General features: G+C 73.6%; 20 protein-coding genes. 10 read left to right on the top strand and 10 right to left on the bottom strand.

The genetic code is table 11. The features are described from left to right. Positions 1-34: 34 nt before the first annotated feature. Together OHA99_RS25490 and OHA99_RS25485 are read right to left on the bottom strand one after the other, a co-directional pair. Positions 35-802, bottom strand: coding sequence for an SDR family oxidoreductase (locus OHA99_RS25490; RefSeq protein WP_405698006.1), 768 nt, complete (start codon positions 800-802; stop codon positions 35-37). 167 nt (positions 803-969) lie between these two features. After that, positions 970-1,557 carry an NADPH-dependent FMN reductase gene (locus tag OHA99_RS25485; RefSeq protein ID WP_153179975.1) on the bottom strand — a complete coding sequence of 196 codons (588 nt, stop codon included), beginning with the start codon at positions 1,555-1,557 and terminating at the stop codon, positions 970-972. A 165-nt stretch (positions 1,558-1,722) separates the two neighbouring features. Between OHA99_RS25485 and OHA99_RS25480 the strand changes: the two genes are divergently transcribed. Then, positions 1,723-2,256 (top strand): hypothetical protein, encoded by a 534-nt coding sequence (locus tag OHA99_RS25480; protein WP_164384852.1) that lies wholly within the window; start codon positions 1,723-1,725, stop codon positions 2,254-2,256. A 119-nt stretch (positions 2,257-2,375) separates the two neighbouring features. Further along, positions 2,376-2,996, top strand: coding sequence for a class F sortase (locus OHA99_RS25475; protein ID WP_282880130.1), 621 nt, complete (start codon positions 2,376-2,378; stop codon positions 2,994-2,996). Positions 2,997-3,090: 94 nt separating this feature from the next. Here OHA99_RS25475 and OHA99_RS25470 read toward each other — a convergent pair whose 3' ends face one another. Further along, positions 3,091-3,708, bottom strand: a complete 618-nt coding sequence (locus OHA99_RS25470) for a hypothetical protein (protein ID WP_165686089.1) — start codon at positions 3,706-3,708, stop codon at positions 3,091-3,093. Between the two features lie 43 nt (positions 3,709-3,751). Continuing rightward, entirely contained in the window at positions 3,752-4,534 is a 783-nt protein-coding gene (locus OHA99_RS25465) for a sulfite exporter TauE/SafE family protein (RefSeq protein WP_153179971.1), read from the bottom strand. A 177-nt stretch (positions 4,535-4,711) separates the two neighbouring features. Here OHA99_RS25465 and OHA99_RS25460 point away from each other — a divergent pair, with 177 nt between their 5' ends. The 5 genes from OHA99_RS25460 (at position 4,712) to OHA99_RS25440 (ending at position 10,477) form a co-directional block, all read left to right on the top strand. Then, complete coding sequence (locus OHA99_RS25460) at positions 4,712-5,965, top strand: NAD(P)/FAD-dependent oxidoreductase (RefSeq protein WP_381610541.1); 1,254 nt, start codon at positions 4,712-4,714, stop codon at positions 5,963-5,965. Continuing rightward, entirely contained in the window at positions 5,965-8,577 is a 2,613-nt protein-coding gene (gene nirB / locus OHA99_RS25455) for a nitrite reductase large subunit NirB (protein WP_405698002.1), read from the top strand. The genes OHA99_RS25460 and nirB overlap by 1 nt, the downstream gene beginning before the upstream one ends. Further along, complete coding sequence (gene nirD, locus OHA99_RS25450) at positions 8,574-8,948, top strand: nitrite reductase small subunit NirD (protein ID WP_194280101.1); 375 nt, start codon at positions 8,574-8,576, stop codon at positions 8,946-8,948. The genes nirB and nirD overlap by 4 nt, the downstream gene beginning before the upstream one ends. 48 nt (positions 8,949-8,996) lie before the next feature. Beyond that, positions 8,997-9,581, top strand: coding sequence for a TetR/AcrR family transcriptional regulator (locus OHA99_RS25445; protein WP_007388436.1), 585 nt, complete (start codon positions 8,997-8,999; stop codon positions 9,579-9,581). 92 nt (positions 9,582-9,673) lie between these two features. Continuing rightward, positions 9,674-10,477, top strand: a complete 804-nt coding sequence (locus OHA99_RS25440) for an SDR family NAD(P)-dependent oxidoreductase (RefSeq protein ID WP_153179968.1) — start codon at positions 9,674-9,676, stop codon at positions 10,475-10,477. Between the two features lie 31 nt (positions 10,478-10,508). Here the strand turns inward: OHA99_RS25440 and OHA99_RS25435 are convergent, their stop codons facing one another. Beyond that, positions 10,509-11,441, bottom strand: a complete 933-nt coding sequence (locus OHA99_RS25435) for an oxidoreductase (RefSeq protein ID WP_405697999.1) — start codon at positions 11,439-11,441, stop codon at positions 10,509-10,511. 192 nt (positions 11,442-11,633) lie between these two features. Here OHA99_RS25435 and OHA99_RS25430 point away from each other — a divergent pair, with 192 nt between their 5' ends. Beyond that, complete coding sequence (locus tag OHA99_RS25430; protein ID WP_153179966.1) at positions 11,634-12,110, top strand: excalibur calcium-binding domain-containing protein; 477 nt, start codon at positions 11,634-11,636, stop codon at positions 12,108-12,110. A 42-nt stretch (positions 12,111-12,152) separates the two neighbouring features. On the opposite strand, the gene OHA99_RS25425 is transcribed toward OHA99_RS25430, so the two are convergent. Then, on the bottom strand, positions 12,153-13,382 hold the full coding sequence (locus OHA99_RS25425) for an acyltransferase family protein (protein ID WP_405697998.1): 1,230 nt from the start codon (positions 13,380-13,382) through the stop codon (positions 12,153-12,155). A 283-nt stretch (positions 13,383-13,665) separates the two neighbouring features. Then, positions 13,666-16,395, bottom strand: coding sequence for a pyruvate, phosphate dikinase (ppdK, locus tag OHA99_RS25420; protein ID WP_115741995.1), 2,730 nt, complete (start codon positions 16,393-16,395; stop codon positions 13,666-13,668). Between the two features lie 492 nt (positions 16,396-16,887). Here ppdK and OHA99_RS25415 point away from each other — a divergent pair, with 492 nt between their 5' ends. Continuing rightward, on the top strand, positions 16,888-18,675 hold the full coding sequence (locus tag OHA99_RS25415; protein WP_153179963.1) for a CDP-alcohol phosphatidyltransferase: 1,788 nt from the start codon (positions 16,888-16,890) through the stop codon (positions 18,673-18,675). On the opposite strand, the gene dusB is transcribed toward OHA99_RS25415, so the two are convergent. After that, the gene (gene dusB / locus OHA99_RS25410; protein ID WP_153179962.1) at positions 18,676-19,842 is read right to left on the bottom strand and encodes a tRNA dihydrouridine synthase DusB; all 1,167 of its coding nucleotides are present in this window, start codon (positions 19,840-19,842) and stop codon (positions 18,676-18,678) included. A gap of 118 nt (positions 19,843-19,960) precedes the next feature. Between dusB and OHA99_RS25405 the strand changes: the two genes are divergently transcribed. After that, the gene (locus OHA99_RS25405; RefSeq protein ID WP_165686083.1) at positions 19,961-21,406 is read left to right on the top strand and encodes an MFS transporter; all 1,446 of its coding nucleotides are present in this window, start codon (positions 19,961-19,963) and stop codon (positions 21,404-21,406) included. A 46-nt stretch (positions 21,407-21,452) separates the two neighbouring features. Here OHA99_RS25405 and OHA99_RS25400 read toward each other — a convergent pair whose 3' ends face one another. Then, a complete protein-coding gene (locus tag OHA99_RS25400; protein ID WP_405697995.1) occupies positions 21,453-22,019 on the bottom strand; it encodes a hypothetical protein in 567 nt (188 codons plus the stop codon). A gap of 37 nt (positions 22,020-22,056) precedes the next feature. Continuing rightward, complete coding sequence (locus tag OHA99_RS25395; RefSeq protein WP_405697993.1) at positions 22,057-26,520, bottom strand: cation-translocating P-type ATPase; 4,464 nt, start codon at positions 26,518-26,520, stop codon at positions 22,057-22,059.

The following is a 26,520-nucleotide window of genomic DNA, read 5'->3' as shown; positions in this document are numbered from 1 at the left end:
TTCTCACTTCCCACTTCTCGGAATTCGGCGGAAGTCACCCCCGGGGGAATTCCCCGCCGTCCACGACGAGGTTGGTCCCGGTCACCCAGCCCGCCCGGCCGGAGACGAGGAACAGCACCGCTTCGGCGACGTCCCCGGGCCGGCCGTCGCGTCCCAGGGGCGCGGTGGCGGTCGGGCCCGGCCCCGCGTTCAGGCCCGCCCAGTGCTCCCGGGTCTCCTCACCGCCGGGGGTGGCGGTGCGGCCGGGGCTCACCGTGTTGACCCGGACGCCGGCGGGGGCCAGCGACGAGGCCAGTCCCCGGCTGTAGGTCTCCAGCGCCGCCTTCGCCGCCTGGTAGTGCAGGAACGGGGGCACCGGAGGGACGACGGCCGCCGAGGAGATGTGCACGATCGCCCCCGAGCGGCGGCCCCGCATGCCCGGTGCCAGCAGCGAGTCCAGGCGGACCGAGGCGAGGAGGTTCAGGTCCAGCGCGTCCCGCCACTCCTCGTCGGGAATGGCCAGGCCGTCCTTGTGGGGCCGCGCCCCGCCCGCGTTGTGGACCAGGACGTCCACCCCGCCGAGCAGCTCCTGCGCGGCCGTGGCCAGCGCCTCCGCGCCGGCGGTCGTCCGCACGTCGGCCGGTACGAAGGCGGCGCCTTCCGGCGCCGTGCCCGTCGCCGACCTGGCGGTGGTGACCACTTCGGCGCCCGCGTCGAGGAGCCGGCGGACGATCTCCGCCCCGATTCCCCGGGTGCCGCCCGTGACGAGAGCCCGCTTTCCGGCGAGTTCCCGACGACCCGACGCGTTTTCATTCGTGCTCATTCCACTGGCCTTTCCGGAATCCCGTGATGACGCAGTCACGGTAGATCCGGGAAATGACCGGGAGCAAAGACGAAATTGCAGCGGGCGCCATAGGAACTTCCTATGGCACCCGCCGCGGCACCTCACGCGCCGTCGTCTCACGCGCCGTCGTCTCAGGCGCCGTCGTCTCAGGCGCCGTCGTAGGGCCGCTTCTCCTTCGCCTCCCGCAGGGCCCGCCCCCACCACACCAACTGGTCGAGCATCGTCTTGGCCGCGGCGTCCGGACCGGACGGGTCCCTGAGCCTGCCCCCGTCGTCGAAGGACGCGCCCGCGTTGTGGAAGGAGACGGTGTCGCGGACGGTGACGGCGTGCAGTTCGGCGAAGACCTGGCGCAGGTGCTCCGCGGCGCGCAGGCCGCCGGCCAGTCCGCCGTAGGAGACCAGCCCGACGGGCTTGGCTCGCCACTCGGTGAAGTGCCAGTCGATGACGTTCTTCAGGCCCGCCGGGAACGAGTGGTTGTACTCGGGAGTGAGCACGACGAACGCGTCGGCGTCCGCCAGCTTCGGGGTGATCTCCGCCAGTGCGGCGGTCGCCTCCGGGGTCGGGGCGAAGGTGGTGGGCAGGTCGGCCTCGGCGACGTCCACCACGGCCGGGAGCAGGTCGTCGTGGGTGCGGAGGTGGTCCAGGAGCCAGTCGGCGACGACGGGGCCGAAGCGGCCGTGGCGGTTGCTGCCGACGAGCAGGGTCACACGGAGCGGTGCGGTCGTTGTGTTCATGCCGGAGAGCCTGGTACCTCAAGTTTGCTTGAGGTCAAGTCGGCCGGGGGCGGGGGCCCGTTCGGAGGCACCGGTCACCCGTTCACACCGCTCGGGGGGCGGGCCGGGCCCGGTGCCACTTTCCTCGGTAGGGCAGGGGCCACCGAACAGCTCAAGGGAGCACCGATGCGACGTACCGCCCGCCTGCTGACCGGTACCGCGCTCGCCGCCGCGGCCGTCGGTCTGACCACCGCGGCCCCGGTGTACGCCGGGGAGGACGCCGCCACCGGCGGCCTGACGGTGTATCCGTCCTCGGTCGTACCGGGCGAGCGGGCCGTGGTGACGACGACGGCGTGCGGGAAGGGCGGCTCGGCCGCGGGCGACGCCGGCGCGGTCGGCGCGGGCGCGTTCCCGCTGGCGCCAGGCACGGACGACGGCGCGACGACCGGCCGCTTCGTGGTGCCGCCGAGCGCGCAGCCGGGGACGTACGAGATCGTCGCGGCGTGCGGGGACGGCGACCGGCGGGTGACGGGCGACCTGGTGGTCACGCTGACCCCGGCCGCCGAGCGGGTGTACCCGAGAGGAAGCGTGAAGACGGGGGTCGGCGGCGCTCTTGGCCCCGATCCCGTGCAGACCGCGGCCGGCGTGGCGGCTCTCGCCGTCGCCGCCGCGGGCGGTACCTGGCTCCTGCATCGCCGGGCGAGAGGCGACGGGATCTGACGGGCACCCTCCGCTGCCCGTCCGCCGGTACCGCACTTCCCCACCCCCTCCGGGTCCGACCGCCCCTCGCGGCCCGGAGGGGGCCGGGGGCTCCAGGGATCCGAGGGAGAGGGGACGTCGTGCGCAGGGTCAAGGACACCGCGATAGCCGCGGTCACCGCGGTCGCTCTCGGCTCGGGGGCGTGGCTGCTGCTCGGCGGTACCCGCCCCGACGCCCCGCCCCAGCCGTCGGCCGCGCAGGCCCACACCAGCCGTACCGACCGGGGCGCCGCGGCCCCCGCGCTGCCGCCGTCCCCGCCCGACCGCGTCCGCATCCCGGCGATCGGCGTGGACGCCCCGCTGACGGGCCTGGGCCTGACCTCGGCGGGCAGCCTGGACGTGCCGCCCGCCGAGAAGAAGAACCTCGCCGGCTGGTACGAGGCCGGCACCACCCCCGGCGAGACGGGCACCGCGATCCTCGCCGGACACGTCGACAACGCCGAGGGCCCCGCCGTCTTCTACCGCCTCGGCGCCCTGGAGAAGGGCGCCGGGATCGAGGTCGACCGGCGCGACGGAGGCGTCGCGGTCTTCACCGTGGACGCGGTGGAGGTGTACGCCGCCGACGCCTTCCCCGACGAGAAGGTCTACGGCGCCGCCGACCGCCCCGAACTCCGCGTCATCACCTGCGGCGGCCCCTACTCACGCAGTACCGGATACCAGGGCAACGTCGTCGTCTTCGCCCACCTCACCGACAGCCGGTGACACGTCCGGCAGGTGCGCCCCGCCCCACGCGCCGAGGGCGTGACGGCCGCCGCGAGTGCCGCCGAGGCGGTGGCCCGCGGGCCCGCCGGGCGGGCTAGCCGTGCCGGGTGAAGACCTCGCGGACGGCGAGCAGGTCCGCTTCCCTCTCCCGCGCGTCCTTGTACCGGCCGTCCGCGTCCCGGGTCGCCACGACGGTCTCCGGGGTGAAGTCCCGGCCGAAGCCGTAGGCGTTCAGGCAGTAGGCGAAGCCGGACTCGCCGAAGAGGTCCTCGTCCTCGCGTCGGCAGTACTCCGCCAGGCCGTCGGACACGTGCCAGCGCGTGCCGTCGTACCAGAAGACACCGCCCGCGTAGTGGATCGTGCGGCCCGTCGCGGAGTCGGTGAGGTTCAGCGACTCGTAGTTCTCGGGGCGGTCGCGGACCAGGGCGACGAGGGCTTCGGGGACGCCGTCGTAGAGGGACTCCTGGAGGGCGTAGTCCTCCTCGGCGTACAGGTTCAGCTCCGACTCGTGGTCGAAGGTCAGCAGCAGCACGCGGCCGTCGTCGGCGAAGTACCAGACCGCGGACTGGCCACCGCGGTCGTTCCAGGCCAGACGGTGTGCGCCGGGCACCGTCACCGGTCCGACCCCGGTGAGCGCGTCCACGACGGCCGCGCGGCGCCGCACTTCCGGGAGGGGCGTCGCCGACAGGGCGTCCCATATCGCGTTACTCATTGCCGCAGGCTATCCGCCGCCTACGACAACGGCCGCGCCACCGCTACGCCACCCACTGCTCCCACGCCAGGTTCGCCACCAGTGCGAACACCACCGTCAGCAGGACGACGCGGACGAAGCCGGTGCCCCTCTTGAGGGCGGTGTGGGCGCCGAACATGCCGCCGGCCAGGTTGAAGACGGCCATCAGGGCGGCCAGCTGCCACAGAACCGCGCCCTGCCAGGCGAAGGTGGCGAGGGCGCCGGCGTTGGTGCAGCAGTTGACGATCTTGGCGGTGGCGGAGGCGGTCACCAGGTCCAGGTGGAGCAGGGCGGTGAGGGCCAGGACCAGGAAGGTTCCCGTGCCGGGGCCGACGAGGCCGTCGTAGAAGCCGATGCCCACGCCCGCGAGGGCGATCGCCGTGAGGATCTGGCGGCGGGTGGCCGGGCCGGTGGCGGGCGCGGTGCCGAAGGCGGGGCGGAAGATCACGAAGGCGGCGACCGCGAGCAGCACCACCATGATCACCGGTTTCAGGACCTCGGTGCTCATCCCGGCGGCGAAGAAGGCGCCGGCCGAGGACCCGGCCAGCGCCGCCAGGCCGATGCGTACGGCGGTGCGCACGTCCACCGGCGCCTTGCGGGCGTACGTCACCGCCGCGCCCGTGGTGCCGACGATCGCGACCGCCTTGTTGGTGCCGAGCGCGTGCGCGGCCGGGGTGCCGGAGGGCAGGCCGAGCAGCAGGGCGGGCAGCAGCAGGAGGCCGCCACCGCCGACCACGGCGTCGATCCAGCCGGCCGCGAGTGCGGCGAGGCAGAGCAGGACGACCGTGGTCAGCGATATGTCGGGCATGATCGCGACCCTATGGACGGGATGGATGTGCCGTCCATCGAGATGAGGGACTTCTGAGGTTCCCGCGCACCCGGCCGGGGCCCTCACACGCACCGGCGGCCCCCGCTGAGGGCAGCGTTCCCCGTGGGAAACAGAAGGGATGCCACCGGGTAACACCCGCACCGCACGCTCGGTGCCATGACCTCGAAATCGCGTGTGGTGGTGATCGGCGCCGGACTCGCGGGCGTGACGCTCGCCCGGCGGCTCGGTGAGCTGGGCACGCCCGCGCTGACGCTCGGCGACGAGGAACACCGCCCGTACAACCGGGTGCTGCTCGCCGAGGTGCTGGCCGGGCGGTACGGCCCCGAGGTGATCACCCTGCCGGCGCCCGCCGGGCTGCTGCGCGGCCGGGTCACCGGCATCGACCGGGCCGGGCGGACCGTGCGCTGCGCCGACGGGTCCGTGATCGCGTACGACACGCTGGTCCTGGCCACCGGCTCCAACGCGGTGCTGCCGCCCCTGCGCGGCCTGTTCACCCCGGACCACGAGCTGCCCGAGGGCGTGCACGCGTTCCGGACGATGGACGACTGCCTGGGGCTGTCGAAGGCGGTACGGCCCAGAGCACGGGCCGTCGTGATCGGGGGCGGGCTCCTCGGGGTGTCCGCCGCCCGCGCGCTGGCCGTGCGCGGCGCCCAGGTCGTCCTCGCCCAGCAGTCCGAGCGGCTCATGGAACGGCAGCTCGACCCGGCGGCCTCCGCGCTCGTGCGGCGGCACCTGGAGGGCCTCGGCGTCGAGGTGCACACCGAGTGCCGGGTGCGGGACGTGCGCAGCGTCGGCGGGGCGGTGCGGTCGGTGGAGATGGGCGACGGGTACGCCCTCGGCGCCGACCTGGTGGTGCTCGCCTGCGGGGTCCGGCCGCGGGTCGGGCTCGCCCGGGAGGCGGGGCTCGAGGTCGGCGAGGGCGTCCTCGTCGACGACGAGCTGCGCACCTCCGACCCGGACATCCGCGCGATCGGCGACTGCGCCCAGCACGCGGGGCGCGTGTACGGGCTGGCCGCGCCCGCCCTCGAACAGGCGGGTGTGCTGGCCGAGCTGCTCGCGGCGGACGGGGCCGCCTCCCGGTCCTACACCGGCACCCGCTCCCTGACCCGGCTCACCCTCACGGGACCCGACGGTCCCCCCACCGGACCCGAGGGCCCCGTCGCCCCCTTCGACCTCGCCGCGTTCGGCGAGACCGACCCCCGCCCCGGCGACGACGTCGTGCAGCTCGCCGACGCCACCCGGGGCACCTACCGCAAGGTCGTCGTCCGTGACGACCGGCTGGTCGGCGGGGTCCTGGTCGGCGAACTCGGCACCGTCGGCGCGCTGGCGCGCGCCTGGGAGGGAGCAGAGCCGCTCCCCTCCGACGGCGGCCCCCTGCTCCACCTGCTCACCCAAGACGGAGGCTCCTGATGACCGCCACTCCGGGGATCACCCCGACGATCGTGCTGGTCGGCCACGGCATGGTCGGCCAGCGCTTCCTGGAGGCCCTCGCCGAGCGCGGCCTGACCCGCACCCACCGCGTGGTCGTCCTGTGCGAGGAGCCGCGCCCCGCCTACGACCGCGTCCAGCTCACCTCGTACTTCTCGGGCCGGACCCCCGAGGACCTGTCGATGACGGACCCGGCCTTCGTCGAGGAGCACGGCATCGAACTGCGCGTCGGCGACCCGGCCGAGACGGTCGACCGGGAGGCGCGCGAGGTGACCGCCCGCTCGGGGCTCGTCGTCGCCTACGACGTCCTCGTCCTGGCCACCGGCTCCTACCCGTTCGTCCCTCCGGTGCCCGGCAAGGACGCCGAGGGCTGCTTCGTCTACCGCACGATCGAGGACCTCCTCGCCATCGAGGCGTACGCGAAGAACGCGACGACCGGTGCCGTGGTCGGCGGCGGGCTGCTCGGCCTCGAGGCGGCCGGCGCGCTCAGGGGGCTCGGACTCACCTCGCACATCGTGGAGTTCGCGCCGCGCCTGATGCCGGTGCAGGTCGACGAGGGCGGCGGCGCGGCGCTGCTGCGCACCGTCGAGGAGATGGGGCTCTCCGTGCACACGGGCGTCGGCACCCAGGAGATCGTGGTCGACCCGTCGGGTGCCGTCACCGGCATGAAGCTCTCCGACGGGTCCGAACTCGCCACCGACCTGGTGGTGTTCAGCGCCGGTGTCCGCCCCCGCGACCGGCTCGCCCGGGACTCGGGCCTCGCGGTCGGCGAGCGCGGCGGGATCAGCGTCGACGAGCAGTGCCGCACGGTCACCGACCCGCACGTGTTCGCGATCGGCGAGTGCGCACTGGCCGCCGACGGCCGGGTCTACGGTCTGGTGGCGCCCGGGTACGAGCAGGCCGAGACGGCCGCCGCGACGATCGCCGACGACGAGGCGTCCTTCACCGGCGCCGACCTGTCCACCAAGCTGAAGCTGCTCGGCGTGGACGTGGCGTCCTTCGGCGACGCGCACGGTGCCACCGCCGACTGCCTGGACGTCGTCTACTCCGACTCCCGCGCGGGCCTGTACAAGAAGCTGGTCGTCGGCCGCGACGGCACGCTGCTCGGCGGCATCCTGGTCGGCGACGCGGAGGCCTACGGCACCCTGCGCGCCTTCACCGGTTCGGTCCCGCCCGTCTCCCCCGAGTCGCTGGTCCTGCCCGCCGGTGCCGGGGCCCCGGCCCAGCTCGGCCCGTCCGCGCTGCCCGACGACGCGGTGATCTGCTCCTGCCACAACGTCACCAAGGGCACCATCCGGGGCGCGGTGACGGAGCACTCCTGCACGACCGTGCCCGAGGTGAAGAAGTGCACCAGGGCCGGCACCGGCTGCGGCTCCTGCGTGAAGGTGCTCGGCCAGCTGGTCACCGCCGAGCTGGAGGCGAGCGGCGTCGAGGTCGACAAGGGGCTGTGCGGCTGCTTCGCGCAGACCCGCGAGGAGCTGTACGAGATCGTCGGCGCCCTGCGGATCACCTCCTTCCGCGAGCTGCTCGACCGGCACGGCCGCGAGGGCGCGCGGGGCGGTGAGGGCTGCGAGGTGTGCAAGCCGGCGGTCGGCTCGATCATCGCCTCCCTCGCCCCGGCCATCGGCGCGAGCGGCTACGTCCTGGAGGGCGAGCAGGCGGCGCTCCAGGACACCAACGACCACTTCCTCGCCAACCTCCAGCGCAACGGCTCGTACTCCGTCGTCCCGCGCATCCCGGGCGGTGAGATCGCGCCGGAGAAGCTCATCGTCATCGGCGAGATCGCCCGGGACTTCGGGCTCTACACGAAGATCACCGGCGGCCAGCGCATCGACATGTTCGGCGCCCGCGTCGAACAGCTGCCGCTGATCTGGGCACGGCTGGTGGACGCCGGCTTCGAGTCGGGGCACGCGTACGGGAAGTCGCTGCGCACGGTGAAGTCCTGCGTGGGGCAGACCTGGTGCCGCTACGGCGTCCAGGACTCGGTGCGCATGGCGATCGACCTGGAGCTGCGCTACCGGGGCCTGCGCTCCCCGCACAAGCTGAAGTCGGCCGTCTCCGGGTGCGCCCGCGAGTGCGCGGAGGCCCAGTCGAAGGACTTCGGGGTGATCGCCACCTCCAACGGCTGGAACCTCTACGTCGGCGGCAACGGCGGCGCCACCCCGCGCCACGCGGACCTGCTCGCGCAGGACCTCTCCGACGCCGAACTGGTCCGTCTGATCGACCGGTTCCTGATGTTCTACATCCGCACCGCCGACAGGCTGGAGCGCACCTCCACCTGGCTGGAGCGCATCCCGGGCGGCCTGGACCACGTGCGGGACGTGGTGGTGCACGACTCGCTCGGCATCTGCGACGAGCTGGAGTCCCTGATGCGGGCCCACGTCTCGCACTACCGCGACGAGTGGGCCGAGACGATCAACGACCCGGAGAAACTGGCCCGGTTCGTGTCCTTCGTGAACGCCCCCGACACCCCCGACCCGGTCGTGGGCTTCGTGCCCGAACGCGACCAGATGAAGCCCGACCTGCCGCTGCTGGACATCGGCCTGCGGCGCCCCTCGGAAGACGACCTCCTGGAAGGAAGCACCCGGCGATGACCCTGGCCCCCGAGACCCTCGCCCCCGACACGACCGGCCTGAAGGTCCGACTGCGGCTCGCCGACGACTGGTTCACGGCCTGCGACCTCGGCGCCCTGCTCCCCGGCCGCGGCGTGGCGGCCCTGCTGCCGGACGGCGGTCAGGCGGCCCTGTTCCGCGACCGGGACGGCGGGCTGTACGCCATCGACAACCGCGACCCGTTCACCGGCGCGGCGGTCCTCTCCCGCGGCCTGACCGGCACCCACCGTGGCCGCCCGTTCGTCGCCTCCCCGCTGCTCAAGCAGCGCTTCGACCTCACCACCGGGGAGTGCCTGGACGACGGGGCGATGCGGGTGGGGACGTACCAAGTGACGGCCGTCAAGGCCGCCTGAGCCGAGCTTTCTTGACCGATCGTTTCAGATGGGCCTAGGCTGCGGATCATGGCCAGGACCAAGGAGTTCGATCCGGACGCCGCGCTGCGGGCAGCCCTTGAGCTGTTCTGGCGGCGCGGCTACGAGGCGACGTCGATGGCCGACCTCGTCGAACACCTCGGCGTCGGACGCGCCAGCATCTACGCGACCTTCGGCAACAAGCGGGAGCTGTACCTGAAGGCGCTGGCGCACTACGAGCAGGGGCTGCTCCCGGACCTGCTGGCGGACCTGTCCCGGCCGGGCCCGGCCCTGCCGGGGGTGCGGGCCCTGGTGCGGCGCTACGCCGCCGAGGCGAGCGCCGACGACTCGCGCCTGCACGGCTGTTTCGTCACCAACACCGCCGCCGAACTGGCCCCGCACGACACGGTCGCCGCCCGGCGGGTCGAGCGCAACTGGGACCAGCTGGAGACCGTGCTGCACACCTCGCTGGCCCGGGCCCGCGCCGAGGGCGAGCTGCCGGCCGGGCGCGATCCGCTGGCGCTGGCCAGGATGCTGCTGGTCCTGCTCCAGGGCATGCGGGTGGTCGGGAAGGCCTCGCCGGACCCGGCCAGGATGCGGGACGCGGCGGAGGCCGCGCTCGCACTGCTCGACTGAGGACACGGACGCACCCCTCTCCGGAGGGGTGTTTCCACGGCCACATACTGAACCGATCGGTCAAGAAAATCGGTCAAGAAATGGGGAGATTCATGACCACCCAGCGCTTCACCGGCAGGACCGCCCTCGTCACCGGCGCGGGCTCCGGCATCGGACGGGCCGTCGCCCTCGCCCTCGCCGCCGAGGGCGCGCACGTCGTCGTCGCCGGGCGTGGACGGGGCCCGCTCGACGAGACGGCGGCCCTGATCGAGGAGGCCGGCGGCAAGGCACTGGCCGTCACCGCGGACGTCACCCGGCCCGCCGACGTGGACGCCCTGGTGGCCGCCGCGGTGGACCTCCCCCACTCTCGACTTCGCTCGAGCGGGGGGACCCCCACCGGCTCCCTCGACGTGGCCGTGAACAACGCGGGCGTCTTCCGCGGCGGGGTGCCCGTCGCCGACCTGTCCGAGGAGGACTGGCACACGCAGCTCGACATCAACGTCACCGGCGTGTTCCTCGCGCTGCGCGCGGAGGTCCGGCAGATGCGCGCCCAGCCGGGCGGCGGCGCGATCGTGAACATCGCCTCCACCTTCGGGGCGCACAAGCGCAGCCCGGGCGCCACGGCCTACGCGGCGACCAAGGCGGCCGTGTCGGCCCTCACCCGGGGCGCCGCCCTGGACCACATCGGGGACGGCGTCCGCATCAACGCCGTGAGCCCCGGCGCCACGGCGACCTCGATGTCGCTGCGTCCTGGCGAGACGGAGGCGGGCCGGGCCGGGCGGATGCGCGAGGAGACGCCGCTCGGCCGGGTGTCGGCGGTCGCGGAGGTCGCGGCGGCCGTGCTGTACCTGGCGTCGGACGACGCGGCGTCGGTGGTGGGCACGGACCTGATCGTGGACGGCGGGCAGACGGCCTGACCCTCCGCGCAGAGCGGAGCCCCGGACGCCCTCAGGGCAGCAGCGGCTCGTAGACGACGCCCGTCAGCCGCTCCGAGGCGGCCCACAGCCGCTCCCCCATCGTGTCGTCGGTGGTCCAGGACGCCCGCCAGGACGGTGCGGGCGACCCGCGCCACATCGCGAAGGACGGGCCGGTGAAGGAGTCGGAGGGGACGCCGGGTGCGGTCGCCGCGTACAGGACGGGCAGCGCGCCGACCTCCGGGGACTGGGCGACGACCCGGTTCCCGAGCCGCGCCAGCCGCTCGGCGAGCCGGCGCCCCTCGGCGCGGGGCCCGGCGGTCTGGAGCCCGGTCTCGGCGTACCCGGGGTGGGCGGCGACCGCGCGTACGTCCGAGGCGCCCTCGCGTGCGGCGAGCCGGCGCGCCAGCTCGTGGGTGAAGAGCAGGTTGGCGGACTTGGAGCGGGCGTAGGCGGTCCAGCGCCCGTACCGCCGGACGCTGTTGAGGTCGCGTGGATCCACGTTGGCCAGGACGTGCAGGAAGCTGGAGACGGTCACGATCCGGGCGCCGGGCGCGGCGAGCAGGGAGGGCAGCAGCAGCCCGGTGAGGGCGAAGTGACCCAGGTGGTTGACGCCGAACTGCGTCTCGAAGCCGTCCGCCGTCGTCCCGTGGGGCAGCGCCATCACCCCGGCGTTGTTGACGAGCAGGTCGACCCGCTCGTACGGCAGCGCGTAGGCGAACTCGCGGACGGAGCCCAGGTCGCCGAGGTCCAGTCGCGCCGGTTCCACGGCGGCGGCGGGCACCTCGGCGAGGAGGCGGTCCACGGCCGCGCTCCCGCGCGCCTCGCTGCGGCAGGCGAGCACGACGGTCGCGCCCTTGCGCGCCAGCTCCCGGGCGATCACGTGGCCGAGGCCGCCGTTGGCGCCGGTGACGACGGCGACGCGCCCGTCCAGGTCGGGGATGTCACCCGTGTTCCAGCCGGTCATCCGCGGCTCCTTCGCTGGTCCGGACCCGTCTCACCGTACGCGCCCGACCGCCCTGAGCGGAGAGCTACCGTCCGGTCACGTCACGTTCTCATCACGAGTCCTCCATATCTCCACCACATCTCGCCCGTCTCAATAGCTTCGTCACTTCATATCCGCTCATCCGTACCAACGACACCACTTCCGGGACTCTCGATGAAGCTGCTCCGCAAGCCCGCCGCCGTGACCGTCGCCGCGCTGGCCCTGGCCGCCCTGCCGGCCGCCGCCGCCCAGGCGCACGACGGCACCCACCCGTTCAAGAACTGCACCGAGGCGTACGACGCCGGGTACTCCAACATCCAGAAGGGTGACGAGCACTACGGCGAGCACCTGGACCGCGACAAGGACGGCGTCGGCTGCGACAAGCCGCCGGCCGACTTCGTGCCCGCGAGCGACAAGGGCTCCGGCGCCGAGGACACCGACGACGCGGCAGGCGCCGGGAGCGGCGAGGACTCCGGGAGCAAGGCGAGCGGCGGGGACGAGGCCGCCGGGCAGCAGGGCACCGACCTGGCCGAGACCGGCGGCGACGACAGCACGCCGTACATCGCGGCGGGCGGCGCGGCGGTCGTGCTCGTCGGCGGCGGGCTGATGCTGGCCGTGCGCCGGCGTCGCGGCGACGGCGGCGCGGCCTGACCCACCCTCCGGCCCGTGTCCCGGTCCCCGGGCCCCGTCCGTTCAGCGGCGGGACCCGGGCGTACTGCGGCGGGGCTCGGGCGTCTTGAGGCTGAAGGCGGCGCTGCTCAGCCAGCGCCGTGCGGCCCGCGCCACCGGGCGCTCGACGAACCGCTGCACGACGTACGACAGCGCGACCAGCGCGGCGACGGTGACGCAGACCACGACCCAGGGGTCGGCGCGGTCGCCGAAGCGGTGCAGGACGTTGACGCCGATGGCGTCGTGCAGCAGGTACAGCGGGAAGGTCAGGGTGCCCGCGACGGTCAGTCCGCGCCAGCGGATGCGGCGGGTCCAGCCGAGGGCGACGGCGGCGATCAGCAGGAAGAAGACGGTGACGACCAGGACCAGCCAGGCGCGGCCCGGCTGCCAGGAGTCCCAGTTGAGGCGGCCCCCGTCGGGCGTCAGCAGGTAGTGCAGGGCCACCAGCCACGACATGGCGACGATGCCCCACAGCAGCGGCGTCGGCCGGTAGCGGTACATGAGGTGGAAGGCCATGCCCGCGATGAAGTACGGGGCGGACGGCGGGTTCACCAGCAGCGTCAGCAGGTGGATGTCGGCGCTGGGCGCGAGGACGGCGGCGACGGTCCACAGCCCGCAGTAGATCACCACGCGCTGGTAGGTCAGCCCCTTCCAGACCACGACCGCGAAGGTCAGGTAGAAGCACAGCTCGGGCCAGAGCGTCCAGTAGACGGAGTCGAGGTGCTCCACGCCGAGCGGGGTCTGGAGCATCGTCAGGTTGGCGAACAGCACGCGCGGCGACGGGTGTCCGAACGGGTTGTCGGCGAAGAAGATCACACACCCGCTGATCAGGATGGCCGCCCAGTACATCGGGTACAGCCGGGTGACGCGGGAGATGAAGAAGTCGCGCGGGGTGCGGCCCCACGCGCTCATGCAGATGACGAACCCGCTGATCAGGAAGAAGAGTTCGACGCCGAGCCGGCCGTAGGCGAAGTAGCCGTGGGCCTCGGGGAAGACGGTGTCGACGGGGCGGCCCCAGATGGTCTCCATCGTGGAGGGCACCTGGCCGACGAAGTGGAAGAAGACCACGGAGAGGGCCGCCAGGAAGCGCAGTCCGTCCAGGGCCGCGAGCCGGTTCCTGCGGACGGGGGGCCCGGCCTCGGGCACCCGCTCCCGCACGCCGGCCCGGGGGCCGGGCACCGCGTCGGCGGTTCGGTCGGCGATTCCGTCGCGGTCGGTCGGTCCGGCCGGTTCCCTGTGCTCCGTCTGCGTCATCCAACCACCGTTCCGGGTGTCGGCCGCTGTCCGCTGCCAGGGGCCTCCAACTCTGCTGACAGCTTGCTGCTGCTCAGCCGACAGGAATTCACACCGTTGAACGTGTCACAAAGGCGGCCGGATGTGAATGTGCCGCAGGAGACCGTGGAGACCGCCGGGGCGCACGCGAAAGGCGGCACCCCCGCACGGGTGCCGCCTTTTCTCGTGGTCCGGAGCCGCCGCCGATCGGTGAGGGTGGTCGGGTGACAGACGACGGCTCCGGGGCTCAGGGGCCCGCGAGGGCCTACCGGTGGTCGCTGCCCTTCGACCGCGACGCCGCCCGGCCGGCCTCCAGGCGGGCCACCGGGATCCGGAACGGGGAGCAGGAGACGTAGTCCAGACCCACCTCGTGGAAGAAGTGGACCGACTCCGGGTCGCCGCCGTGCTCGCCGCAGACGCCGAGCTTCAGGTCGGGACGCGTGGCGCGGCCGGCCTTCGCGGCGGCGGCGACCAGGGAGCCGACGCCGTCCTTGTCGATGGTCTCGAACGGGGAGACGCCGAAGATGCCCTTCTCCAGGTAGGCCGTGAAGAAGCTGGCCTCGACGTCGTCGCGGCTGAAGCCCCACACGGTCTGGGTCAGGTCGTTGGTGCCGAAGGAGAAGAACTCCGCGGCCTCGGCGATCTGACCGGCGGTCAGCGCGGCGCGCGGCAGCTCGATCATCGTGCCGATCGACAGCTTGAGCTTGGCGCCGGTGGCGGCCTCGACCTCGGCGATGACCTGGTCGGCCTCCTCGCGGACGATCTCCAGCTCCTGGACGGTGCCGACCAGCGGGATCATGATCTCGGCGCGCGGGTCGCCCTTGGCCGCCTTGCGCTCGGCCGCGGCCTCGGCGATGGCGCGGACCTGCATGGTGAACAGGCCGGGGATGACCAGGCCGAGGCGGACGCCGCGCAGGCCCAGCATCGGGTTCTGCTCGTGCAGCCGGTGCACGGCCTGGAGCAGGCGCAGCTCGTTCTCGTGCGGCTCCTGCCGGGACTCGGCGAGCGCCACGCGCACCGACAGCTCGGTGATGTCGGGCAGGAACTCGTGCAGCGGCGGGTCCAGGAGGCGGACGGTGACCGGGAGGCCGTCCATCGACTCGAAGAGCTGGACGAAGTCCTGCTTCTGGAGCGGCAGCAGCTCCTTGAGGGACTCCTCGCGCACCGCCTCGGTGTCGGCGAGGATCAGCCGCTCCACCAGCTCGCGCCGGTCGCCGAGGAACATGTGCTCGGTGCGGCACAGGCCGATGCCCTGGGCGCCGAACCGGCGGGCGCGCAGCGCGTCCTCGGCGTTGTCGGCGTTGGCCCGCACCCGCAGCCGGCGCTTGCGGTCGGCGAAGGCCATGATCCGGTGCACGGCCTCGACCAGCTCGTCGGCGTCCTCGGCGCCCGCGTGCATGCGGCCCTCGAAGTACTCGACGACCGGGGAGGGCACGACCGGCACCTCACCGAGGTAGACCTTGCCGGAGGAGCCGTCGATGGAGATCACGTCGCCCTCCTCGACGACGTGCCCGCCCGGCACGGTCATCCGGCGGCGCTTGGTGTCGACCTCCAGCTCCTCAGCGCCGCAGACACAGGTCTTGCCCATGCCACGCGCGACCACCGCCGCGTGGGAGGTCTTGCCGCCGCGCGAGGTCAGGATGCCCTCGGCGGCGATCATGCCGTCCAGGTCGTCGGGGTTGGTCTCGCGGCGGACCAGGATGACCTTCTCGCCGGACCGGGACCACTTGACGGCGGTGTACGAGTCGAAGACGGCCTTGCCGACCGCCGCGCCCGGCGAGGCGGCGATGCCCCGGCCGACCTTCTCGACCTTCGCCTCGTCGTCGAAGCGGGGGAACATCAGCTGGGCGAGCTGGGCGCCGTTGACCCGCTGGAGGGCCTCGGCCTCGTCGATCAGGCCCTGGTCGACGAGCTGGGTGGCGATGCGGAAGGCGGCGCCCGCGGTGCGCTTGCCGACGCGGGTCTGGAGCATCCACAGCTGGCCGCGCTCGATGGTGAACTCGATGTCGCAGAGGTCCAGGTAGTGGTTCTCCAGCGTCTCCATGATCTGCATCAGCTGGTCGTACGACTTCTTGTCGATCTGCTCCAGCTCCGCCAGCGCGACGGTGTTGCGGATGCCGGCGACGACGTCCTCGCCCTGGGCGTTCTGGAGGTAGTCGCCGTAGACGCCCTGGTGGCCGCTCGCGGGGTCCCTCGTGAACGCGACACCCGTGCCGGAGTCGGGGCCGAGGTTGCCGAAGACCATGGAGCAGACGTTGACGGCGGTGCCGAGGTCGTGCGGGATGCGCTCCTGGCGGCGGTAGAGCTTGGCGCGCTCGCCGTTCCAGGACTCGAAGACCGCCTTGATGGCGAGGTCCATCTGCTCGCGCGGGTCCTGCGGGAAGTCCCGGCCGGCCTCGGTCTTGACGATCTTCTTGAACTTGGTGACGAGCTTCTTGAGGTCGGCGGCCTCCAGCTCGGTGTCGACCGCGACCTTCTTGGCCGTCTTCGCCGCCTCCAGCGCCTCCTCGAAGAGGTCGCCGTCGACGCCGAGGACGGTCTTGCCGAACATCTGGATCAGGCGGCGGTAGGAGTCCCACGCGAAGCGGTCGTCGCCGGCCTGCTTGGCCAGTCCCTGCACGGACTTGTCGGACAGGCCGATGTTGAGGACGGTGTCCATCATGCCGGGCATGGAGAACTTGGCCCCGGAGCGCACCGACACGAGCAGCGGGTCGTCGGCCTGCCCGAGCTTCTTGCCCATCTTCGCCTCGAGGGCGTCGAGGTGCGCACTCACCTCGTCGCGCAGGGCCGCGGGCTCCTCACCGCTGTCGAGGTAGGTCTTGCAGGCCTCGGTGGTGATGGTGAAGCCGGGAGGGACCGGGAGACCCAGGTTGGTCATCTCGGCGAGGTTGGCGCCCTTGCCGCCGAGGAGGTCCTTGAGGTCCTTGTTGCCCTCGGTGAAGTCGTAAACGAACTTCGCTGCGTTCGCTACCTGGGGATCTTTGTTTTCCGACACGGGTCTCGACTCCTCGAGGACGCGGTGGCTGCCCTGACGGCGAGGAATGTACCCAGATCAAAGGCCTCTGGGTACGTCCACTTGCGCGTCATGCGCCCGTAACCACTCGTCCGCCACCGGATCGAAAGTCAAAGCTTGGCAAGCGACCGGCCGCTTGTGTTTTCACTTCTTGAACGAATGGGTTCCCGAACGCTGGACCGAGCGCTCACCTGAGCGCGATTCTCTACGTTTGAGTTCGATCGATGAACGATCAAGGTGTGGCACTTAGTGCCACACCTTGGAGAAGTGGAGTCGCTCATGATCCGCTCATCTGAGCGCCTCCCTTATCAGAGGTGGCGAGAATCACGCTCCCACAGGCAGCCGGATTTCACCATGCGGACCCGTGAACGGACCGCCTCCACCGGACGTACGAGAGGGTGGCGGGCCCCGGCCCCCTCGCCGGGTCCCGCCGTCCACGACCGTCCACCGGGTTTCGTACGGAAGGACCCCCGGGTGCCCGTCATCACGCCTTTCCGCCGGCCGTCGCGGCCCCCCGACCACGCTCCCGACGACGCCGGCACCCCCGGATCCGCCCCGTTGGAGGCCCTCACGGCCCTGCGGACCCGCCTCGCCCACTGGCGTGCGTGGGGCACCCGGCACCCGCGCGCGGCCCTCGTCGCCGGCCGGGTCACGACGTCCCTTTCGGCCATTCTGGTGCTCGGGGCGCTCCTGCTGCCGAACACCTTCGTCGCCCTGGAGCCCAACCGCTTCGCGCGGATCCCGGGGGAGGCGGTCGTGGCGGCGGTGCTGCTGCTCTGCCTGCCCCGGGTGCCGCGGCTGGTGGCGGCGGCGCTGTTCGGGACCGCGCTCGGGGCGCTGACCGTGCTGAACCTGCTCGACATGGGCTTCACCGAGTACCTGGGCCGCAGCTTCAACCTCGTCCTGGACTGGGGTCTGCTGGACGACGCGCAGTCGTTCGTGGCGGACTCGATGGGCGGGGCGGCGGCGACCTGGGCGGCGGTGGGCGCCGCCGCGCTGGCCGTGCTGCTGCTGGTGCTCATGGCGCTGGCGGCGGTCCGGCTCGGCGAACTGCTGGCCGCGCACCGGGAGCGGGCGGCGCGGGGCGCGCTGATGGCGGCCACCGTGTGGATGACCTGCGCGGCGCTGGGCGTGCAGACCTTCGGCGTGCCGGTCGCCACCACGAGCGCCTCGAAGGCCGCCGAGGCACAGGCGCACCGGGTGGTGGACACGCTGCGGGACGAGGCGGCCTTCGCGAAGGAGGCGAAGGCGGACCGCTTCGGCGCCACGCCCGGCGCGCAACTGGTGCCCGACCTGCGCGGCAAGGACATGATCTTCACGTTCATCGAGAGCTACGGCCGCAGCGCCATCGAGGATCCGGTGATGGCACCGGGTGTCGGCCGGACGCTGGACGCGAGCACCGAGGCACTGGCGAAGGCGGGCTTCCACGCCCGCAGCGGCTGGCTCACCTCGGCGACGTACGGGGGCAGCAGCTGGCTCGGTCACTCCACCTTCCTGTCCGGTCTGTGGGTGGACAACCAGCAGCGCTACCGGACCGTCACCGCGGGCGACCACCTCACCCTCACCAAGGCGTTCGAGAAGACCGGCGACTGGGACACGGTCGGGATCATGCCCGGGGTGCAGAAGGCCTGGCCCGAGGCGGACTGGTACGGCCTGGACAAGGTCTACGACGCGTTCGACATGGGCTACCGGGGACCGAAGTTCAGCTGGTCGACGATGCCCGACCAGTACGCACTGGAGGCCTTCCAGCGCCTGGAGCACGGCCGCGAGCGCGACAAGCCGCTGATGGCGGAGGTCATCCTCACCTCCAGCCACCAGCCCTGGGCGCCGATCCCCCGGATGGTCGGCTGGGACGAGGTCGGCGACGGTTCGGTGTACGACGGCATCGAGGCGTCGGGCGTGAAGGCGTCCGACGTCATCACCGACTCCGCCCGCTCGAAGGAGGAGTACGGCAAGTCGGTCCAGTACTCGGTCACCAGCCTCACCCAGTGGCTGGAGCGCTACGGCACCGACGACACCGTCCTGGTCTTCCTCGGCGACCACCAGCCGCTCGCCCGCGTGAGCGGGAACGAGGCCAGCCGGGACGTCCCGGTGTCGATCGTCGCCAAGGATCCGAAGGTGCTCGACGCGATCGACGACTGGAACTGGACGGAGGGGCTCGAACCGGCGAAGGACGCCCCGGTGTGGAGGATGAGTTCCTTCCGGGACCGCTTCCTGACGGCGTACGGCTCGACGCCGCACCCCACCGGCGCGGGGGGCTGATCAGCCGCCGGAGGTGTCCAGCTCGGCGTCCTCGCCGACGCCCGCGCAGTCGTACGGGTCCTTGAGCCAGCCGTCGGGCAGGACCACCCGGTTGTTGCCGGAGGTGCGGCCGCGGGGGCCGTCGGCGCCGGTGGGCCAGGGCTGGTCGAGGTCGAGTTCGTCGAGACCGGCGCGCAGGGCCTCCAGGGAGGAGGTGACCGCGAGCCGCTTGCGCATCTCGGAGCCGACGGCGAAGCCCTTGAGGTACCAGGCGACGTGCTTGCGGAAGTCGATGACGCCCCGCGCCTCGTCCCCGATCCACTCGCCGAGGAGGGTGGCGTGCCGCACCATCACGTCGGCGACCTCGCGCAGCGTGGGCCGGACGAAGGAGTCGGTGCGGCCCTCGAAGGCGGCGACCAGGTCGGCGAAGAGCCAGGGCCGCCCCAGGCACCCGCGGCCGACCACGACGCCGTCGCAGCCGGTCTCGCGGACCATGCGCAGCGCGTCCTCGGCGGACCAGATGTCGCCGTTGCCGAGGACGGGGATCTCCGGGACGTGCTCCTTGAGGCGGGCGATGGCGTCCCAGTCGGCGGTGCCGCCGTAGTGCTGGGCGGTGGTGCGGCCGTGCAGGGCGATGGCGGTGACGCCCTCCTCGACGGCGATGCGGCCGGCGTCGAGGTAGGTGAGGTGGTCGTCGTCGAGGCCCTTGCGCATCTTCATGGTGACGGGCAGGTCGCCGGCGCCGGTGACGGCCTCGCGGACGATGGCCCGCAGCAGGTTCCGCTTGTACGGCAGCGCCGAGCCGCCGCCCTTGCGGGTCACCTTCGGGACCGGGCAGCCGAAGTTCAGGTCGATGTGGTCGGCCAGGTCCTCCTCCGCGATCATGCGGACGGCCTTGCCGACGGTCACCGGGTCGACGCCGTACAGCTGGATCGAGCGCGGGGTCTCCGTCGCGTCGAAGTGGATCAACTGCATGGTCTTCTCGTTGCGCTCGACCAGCGCCCGCGTGGTGATCATCTCGCTCACGAACAGGCCCTTGCCCCCGCTGAACTCCCTGCACAGGGTGCGGAACGGCGCGTTGGTGATGCCGGCCATCGGGGCCAGCACGACGGGCGGCGCGACGGTGTGCGGTCCGATCCGCAGGGGTGCGGCGGTGGTGTCGGGGGCGGGCGTGGTGAGCGTGGACATTCCCCCATTGTCACGCACGCGCGGCCGTGCCCGCCGCGCCCTGTGGACGAATATCGGCGAACATCATGCATCGGTCATTAGTTAGACGCACTATCGAAGTAGGCGTAGGCTGGAGTTCATGCCCGAGCTCACCCGTCGCCGCCGCATGCTCGTGCTCGCCATCTGCTGCATGAGTCTGCTGATCGTGAGTATCGACAACACGATCCTCAACGTCGCCCTCCCCTCCATGCAGCGCGACCTGCACGCGAGCACGTCGGGGCTTCAGTGGGCCATCGACGCGTACACGCTGGTGCTGGCCGCGCTGCTGATGCTGTCCGGCTCCACCGCCGACCGGATCGGCCGCAAGCGGGTCTTCATGACCGGCCTGGTGATCTTCACCCTGGGCTCGCTGCTGTGCTCGCTGGCCCCCGACCTGTCCTCGCTGGTCGTCTTCCGGATGATGCAGGCGGTGGGCGGTTCGATGCTCAACCCGGTCGCCATGTCGATCATCACCAACACCTTCACCGACCCGCGCGAGCGCGCCCGCGCGATCGGCGTCTGGGGTGCGGTGGTCGGCATATCCATGGCCGCCGGTCCGCTGGTGGGCGGCGTGCTCGTGGAGTCGGTCGGCTGGCGCTCGATCTTCTGGGTCAACCTGCCGGTGGGCCTGGCCGCCCTGCTCCTGACCCTGCGCTTCGTCCCCGAGTCCCGCGCGCCGAAGGCCCGCCGCCCCGACCCGCTGGGCCAGCTGATGGTGATCGTGCTGTTCGGTTCCCTGACGTACGCGATCATCGAGGCGCCCAACGCCGGGTTCACGCACGTGCTGCCCTTCGCCGTCCTGGCGCTCGCCGCGCTGACCGGCCTGCTCGTCCACGAGCCGCGCCGCGCGGACCCCCTCATCGAGCTGCGCTTCTTCCGGTCGGCGCCGTTCAGCGGGGCCACCGTCATCGCGATCAGCGCCTTCGCCGCGCTGGGCGGCTTCCTGTTCCTGTCCACGCTGTACCTCCAGAACGTGCGCGGGCTGAGCGCCCTGGAGGCCGGTCTGTGGATGCTGCCGATGGCCGTGCCGACCTTCCTGTGCGCCCCGCTGTCCGGACGGCTGGTCGGCGGCCGGGGCCCGCGCCTGCCGCTGCTGATCGCGGGCGGCGCGCTGACCGTGAGCGGGACGCTGTTCGCCGCCTTCGAGGCGGAGACCTCCGACGTCACGCTCTTCATCGGCTACGTCCTGTTCGGCGTGGGCTTCGGCTTCGTCAACGCGCCCATCACCAACACCGCAGTCTCCGGCATGCCCCGCGCCCAGGCCGGGGTCGCGGCGGCCGTCGCCTCGACCAGCCGCCAGCTGGGCCAGACGCTCGGCGTGGCGGTGGTCGGCGCGGTGCTGGCCGCGGGCGTGGGCGCGTCGTCGTACCGCGACACCTTCGTCTCCGCGGCCCGTCCCGGCTGGTGGATCCTCGCCGCCTGCGGCCTCGCGGTCCTCGTCGTGGGCGCCGTCACCAGCGGCCGCTGGGCCCACCGGACGGCGGAGCGGACGGCCGAGCGCCTGCGGTCGCCGGAGGTGCGGGAGGCGGCGCGGACGGGGGCGTGACGACGCACCAGGGGGGACGGAGGCGTGACGGAGGCATGACGGCGCCTCAGACGTAGTCGAAGTACCTGTGGCACCAGACCGCCTGTAGATCCTCCTCGTCCTCCTCCTCGTCCGCGTCGTCCGCGTCGTCGGTGCCCTCCGGGCCGTCGGGCCCGAGCGCCGCGAGCGTCTCCAGGAAGAACCGGTCGTCGTCCACGAGGGTCGGGGTCGGGCCGTCGTACGGCTCCAGCAGCAGCTCGAGCGGGACGAAGACGCACCCCGCCGCCGTACAGACCTCGTCCAGCCACGTCACGAACTCCGCGCTCAGGCCCGCCGCGGTGTCGGCGGACCAGTCGGTGCCCGTCCCCGCGGTGACGAAGCCGCCGAAGTTGCTCAGCTCGACCCACAGTCTCCCGGCGGGCCCGGCGCCGTCCGCGACCGAGAACCTCCCGTACACACTGGCGTCCTGATACAGACCGGCGCCGCCGGACGGCCCGAAACGCCGCTCCAGCGCGGCCGTGAGGAGCGCGAAGCGGCGCGCGGAGGCCTCCTTGTCGAAGTCCCGGGGCCGTTCCCGGTGGAGCGGGTCGTCGTGCTCGTTCAGCAGGGTCCGGAGCTCGTCCAGGGGAAGCACGCACACGCCTCTCGGTCAGCGACGACGGACCCGCGCATCATCCCCTCGCGCCCTGCGGCACCGCACCGGATTTCTCCACCGGCAACCGCTCCGCCACCTTCGGCCAGTACCTCGCGATCGCGTCCTCCACCGCCGGCAGCGCCCGCTGCCCGGCCAGCGCGAGCGCGATGGCCGCGGCCACGCCCGTCCAGGCGACCGGCCCGAGCGGAGTGCAGCCGAAGAGGCGGCTGGCGCCCGGGGTCATGACGAGGGCGACCAGGGCGGCGGCGGAGCCGAGGGAGGTGACCTGGACCAGGCGGCTGTCGCGGCGGTCGGCGAGGGTCTGGGCGAGCTGGGTGCCGACGACCGCGCACAGCGCCATGGTCGTCGAGCGCCGCTCCGTGCCCGGGGTGAAGCGGCCGAACAGCCAGGCCGCGGTCGCCCCGAGCGCGGTGGTCAGGGCCCGGTGCCGGATCTGCCGGAGCAGCGGCTCACCCAGCACGGCCGTACCGAGCGGAGCACCCGCGTCGGCCTCCTCCTGCTCCGGATCGCCCGTCTTCGTCACCGCGACGGCCATCGCCGGGAACAGGTCGGTGAAGAGGTTGACCAGCAGCATCTGGCGGGTGGACAGCGGGGCGGCGCCGCCCAGCACCGTGCCGAGGATGCCGAAGCCGACCTCGCCCGCGTTGCCGCCGATCAGGATGGCGATGGCGTCGGCGACGCTGTGCCACAGGGCCCGGCCCTCCCGTACCGCCTCCACGAGGACCAGCAGGTCGTCGCCCGTGACCACCAGGTCGGCTGCGTTGCGGGCGGCGGCCGAGCCGCGGGCGCTGATGCCGACGCCGATGTCGGCGGCCCGGATCGCGGCGGCGTCGTTGGCGCCGTCGCCGACCATGCCGACGACCCGCCCGGCGTCCCGCAGCGACTCGACGACCTGGAGCTTCTGCTCCGGCGCCACCCGGGCCACGACGTCCGCGTCGCGCAGCATCCGGGAGCGGGCGGTGCGGTCGGCGGCGGCGAGTTCGTCGCCGGTGACCACGACCGCGTCCTCGGGCCAGCCCAGGTCGACGGCGATGGCGCGGGCGGTCTGCGGATGGTCGCCGGTCAGCACCACGGGCCGTACGCCCGCCTCGCGCAGCCCGCGCACCAGCGCCGGGGAGGTCTCGCGGGCCACGTCGGCGAGGGCCAGCAGTCCGGTGAACTCCAGCCCGGACGGCGGCTGTTCGAGGACGTCGGCGGCCTTCTCGCCCTTCGCCAGGGTCCGCCGCGCCACCGCGATGATGCGCAGCCCGTCACCGGCCAGGCGCCGCGCCACCTCGGCGGTGTGCGCGGGCAGGCCGGCGCAGGCGGGCAGCACCGTCTCGGGGGCGCCCTTGACCACCAGCACCGCGGGGCCGCCGGAACGGGTGGACCGGCCGGACCGGCCGGAACCGCTCTCGCGTCCGACGGCGGCGGCGTAGCCGCGGGAGGTCTCGAAGGGCAGGCCCTCCTCCTGTGCCCACCCGGGGTCGTCCCCGGCCGCGTCCAGGATCGCCTCGTCGGTGGCGTGGGTGGGCCGGGCGCCGTCGCCGTTCAGCCGGGGGCAGGCGCGCGCGGCGGTCCGTACGGCGTCGGCGGCGTCCGGGTCGCCCGCCCGGCGGACCGTGCCGTCGGTGCCCGCGACGCGCGAGAGCCGCAGCCGGTTCTCGGTGAGGGTGCCCGTCTTGTCGAAGCAGACGGTGTCCATCCGGCCCAGCGCCTCCAGCGTGCGCGGGGTGCGCACCAGGACGCCCCGGCGGCTGAGCCGGCGGGCCGCCGCGAGCTGGGCCACCGTCGCCACCAGCGGCAGCCCCTCGGGCACGGCGGCCACCGCCACCGACACGCCACCGGCGACGGCCTGCCGGATCGGCGTCCCGCGCAGCAGCGACAGACCGGTGACCGCGGCGCCGCCCGCCAGGGTGAGCGGCAGCGCCTTGCGGGTCAGCTCCTGGAGCCGGGCCTGCACTCCGGCCGCCGACGGCGTACGGGCCGCCAGCGCGACCGCCCGCGCCGCCTCGGTGTGGTCGCCGGTGTCGACGACGACGGCGCGGGCCCGCCCGGCCACCACGGTCGTGCCCTCGAAGACCATGCAGTACCGCTCCGCCACGGGGGCGCGGGGCGCCGGGTCCACGCACTTGTCGACCGGCAGCGACTCGCCGGTCAGCGCGGACTCGTCCACCTCCAGGCCGTCCTCCCACAGCAGCCGCGCGTCGGCCGGCACGACGTCGTCCGCCTTCAGCTCGATCACGTGGCCGGGGTGCAGCTTGGCCGCGTCCACGATCCACGGCTCGCGCTGCGCCGCGAACTCGTCGCCGTTCTCGCCGAGTTGCTCCTCGGTGACCCGGGCCTTCTGCTTCTGCTCCGCCAGCAGCCCGGACAGCGCCCGCTCCGCGCGCAGCCGCTGGAAGCCGCCGACCAGCGCGTTGAGGTCCAGGGCGCCGACGACGAGCAGCGCGTCGACGACCGACCCGAGGATCGCGGAGGCGGCCGAGCCGACCGCGAGGACCGGGGTGAGCGGGTCGTCCAGTTCCCCGCGTACGGCGCGGGCCAGCTGCCACGACCAGCGGACCGGGGCCAGCACGGGCACCCGGCCCGCCCGGTCGGCGGCCGCGCGCAGCCGGGCGCCGGCCTGCTCCACGGCGGTCGGCTCGGGCTCGCGCTCCCGCTCGAGCCGCTCCCGTACGTCGTCCGGGTCCAGCGCGTGCCAGGCGACCCGGGCCCGGGGGTGCGGAGCGCGGGCCGTCGCCACGCCGATCGCCGCCCGGGTGCCGGACAGCAGGGCCAGCGCGGCGCTCGCGTCGACCGGCGCGTGCCGCATCCCGAGGAGCGACGACACGCCGCCCCGGCTCCTGCCGCGCGCCTCGCCGACCGCGACCAGCAGTCCGGACAGCGCGGCCCCGGACCGGGCCAGCGTCTGCGACCGGCGCCCGACCGCACGCGCGACCGGCACCGCCCGCAGCACCCGCCACACGTCGGCGAGGCCCTGCGGCGCGAGCACGTCCGCGCCCCAGGCCACCGGACAGTCCGCGTCGGCCAGCGCGACGGCCACGTCCCCGGCGAGCAGCCCGTCCGACACCGACCCGTCGTCGCCGGGCAGCGGCCGTACGACGGTGACGACGCCGCCCTCGGCGCGCAGCCCGGCCACGACGTCCGCGAGCGGGCGCCCGGCGCCGACGACCTGGTCGGCGAGGCCGGTGAAGTCGGCCAGCGCGGGGTCCTCGACCATCACCACGCGCAGTCCCGCGCGGCGCGCCGCGTCCAGCACGTCCTCGGTCCACGGGTCGGCGCCCGCGTCCGGCATCCGCAGCGCGCTGGGGTGCAGGACGACCGTGCGGGCCATCTCCAGCTGCCGCAGCCGCCCGGGGTCGCGCACGAGCACGCCGGTGCGGGACAGCGCGGCGCTCAGTACGGCGTGGAAGGCGGCGGGCCCGTAGCGCGCGGCCTTGGGCGACCCGGCGAGCACCGCCTCCGCGGCCTCCGCGACGTCGTGCTTGACCAGCAGGGTCGCGGCGGCGCCCGCCACACTGCCCGCCGAGGCGTGGGCGGCGTAGTCCTGGGCCGGGGAGGTGCGCGGCGGCGGTCGCAGCGCGGGCCCGGCGGGCAGGCTGCCCCGGCCGGGGACGCACAGTTGGTCGTGCACGACCTCGAAGGCGGCCCCGCGCGCCACCGCCTCCGTCAACTGGCAGACGCGCAGCGCTCCGTCGAGCACCAGCGAGGTGGGGCTCTGCCCGGCGCCGTGGACGGCCGCGTTGGCTGCGGCGAGGGCCACGTCCATGCGGTGGTCGCCGAGCCGCTCGCGCAGCCAGGCGCGGAAGGCCGGGTTCTCGCGCAGCAGCGTCGCCACGGCGGTGACCAGGCGGGGCGAGGGCGGCAGCCGCAGCCGCGCGCCGGTCACGGCGGCGGCGATGCCCAGCACGTCGGCGCCGAGCGCGGCCGCCGCGACCCGCACCGGGGCCGGATCGCCCGGGTGGTCCGTCTCGTCCACCAGGTCGTCCAGGGCAGCCGGGTCGTCCGGGTCGTCCGGGCCGATGGCGGCGGACTGGTCCGCCCGGGTGAGTCCGTGGCGTTCGGCGAGTTCCGCGGCGTGGTCCACGACGCGGTCGGTGAGCGTGTCCTCGGTCGCCGTCACCACCAGTCTGGCGAGACCGGTGTCCCAGTAGGCGAGCAGGACGTCCGGGTGCTCGGCCAGTGCCGCCGCCACCCGCCGCGCCACGCGCTCGGTACCGCCCGCCCGGCGCACCGCGTCCGTCGCGGCCGGCCGGAGCGCGAGGTGCGCACGCGGTCCGGCCCGCCAGTCCCGCGACCCGCCGGGCAGCGCCGCACGGGCCACCCGTGCCGCCCGCGCCGCGAAGTCGGCGCCGCGCACACCTGCCCGCGCGGTGCCCGCCGCCGCCCCGGCCGCGGCACCCACGGCGGGCGCGGTGCCGCGCGCGAGCAGCCGGGGCCCGGCCAGCACCAACCCCGTGACGGCGTCCTGGGAACGCGTCAGCAGTCCACCGACCAT

The sequence above is a fragment of the Streptomyces coelicoflavus genome (assembly GCF_045041415.1).
In the GTDB taxonomy this organism is placed as follows: domain Bacteria; phylum Actinomycetota; class Actinomycetes; order Streptomycetales; family Streptomycetaceae; genus Streptomyces; species Streptomyces coelicoflavus.
The sequence above is the reverse complement of the archived record's forward strand: the minus strand, read 5'-3'. Positions and strand labels throughout refer to the sequence as shown.

Coding starts and splice junctions, on each gene's coding strand:
- OHA99_RS25485 (WP_153179975.1), bottom strand. CDS start 1,557: ATGAACACAACGACCGCACCGCTCCGTGTGACCCTGCTCGTCGGCAGC.
- OHA99_RS25435 (WP_405697999.1), bottom strand. CDS start 11,441: ATGACCGGCTGGAACACGGGTGACATCCCCGACCTGGACGGGCGCGTC.
- OHA99_RS25480 (WP_164384852.1), top strand. CDS start 1,723: ATGCGACGTACCGCCCGCCTGCTGACCGGTACCGCGCTCGCCGCCGCG.
- OHA99_RS25445 (WP_007388436.1), top strand. CDS start 8,997: ATGGCCAGGACCAAGGAGTTCGATCCGGACGCCGCGCTGCGGGCAGCC.
- OHA99_RS25425 (WP_405697998.1), bottom strand. CDS start 13,382: ATGACGCAGACGGAGCACAGGGAACCGGCCGGACCGACCGACCGCGAC.
- OHA99_RS25470 (WP_165686089.1), bottom strand. CDS start 3,708: ATGAGTAACGCGATATGGGACGCCCTGTCGGCGACGCCCCTCCCGGAA.
- dusB (WP_153179962.1), bottom strand. CDS start 19,842: ATGTCCACGCTCACCACGCCCGCCCCCGACACCACCGCCGCACCCCTG.
- OHA99_RS25395 (WP_405697993.1), bottom strand. CDS start 26,520: ATGGTCGGTGGACTGCTGACGCGTTCCCAGGACGCCGTCACGGGGTTG.
- OHA99_RS25465 (WP_153179971.1), bottom strand. CDS start 4,534: ATGCCCGACATATCGCTGACCACGGTCGTCCTGCTCTGCCTCGCCGCA.
- OHA99_RS25405 (WP_165686083.1), top strand. CDS start 19,961: ATGCCCGAGCTCACCCGTCGCCGCCGCATGCTCGTGCTCGCCATCTGC.
- OHA99_RS25490 (WP_405698006.1), bottom strand. CDS start 802: ATGAGCACGAATGAAAACGCGTCGGGTCGTCGGGAACTCGCCGGAAAG.
- OHA99_RS25430 (WP_153179966.1), top strand. CDS start 11,634: ATGAAGCTGCTCCGCAAGCCCGCCGCCGTGACCGTCGCCGCGCTGGCC.
- OHA99_RS25440 (WP_153179968.1), top strand. CDS start 9,674: ATGACCACCCAGCGCTTCACCGGCAGGACCGCCCTCGTCACCGGCGCG.
- nirD (WP_194280101.1), top strand. CDS start 8,574: ATGACCCTGGCCCCCGAGACCCTCGCCCCCGACACGACCGGCCTGAAG.
- nirB (WP_405698002.1), top strand. CDS start 5,965: ATGACCGCCACTCCGGGGATCACCCCGACGATCGTGCTGGTCGGCCAC.
- OHA99_RS25460 (WP_381610541.1), top strand. CDS start 4,712: ATGACCTCGAAATCGCGTGTGGTGGTGATCGGCGCCGGACTCGCGGGC.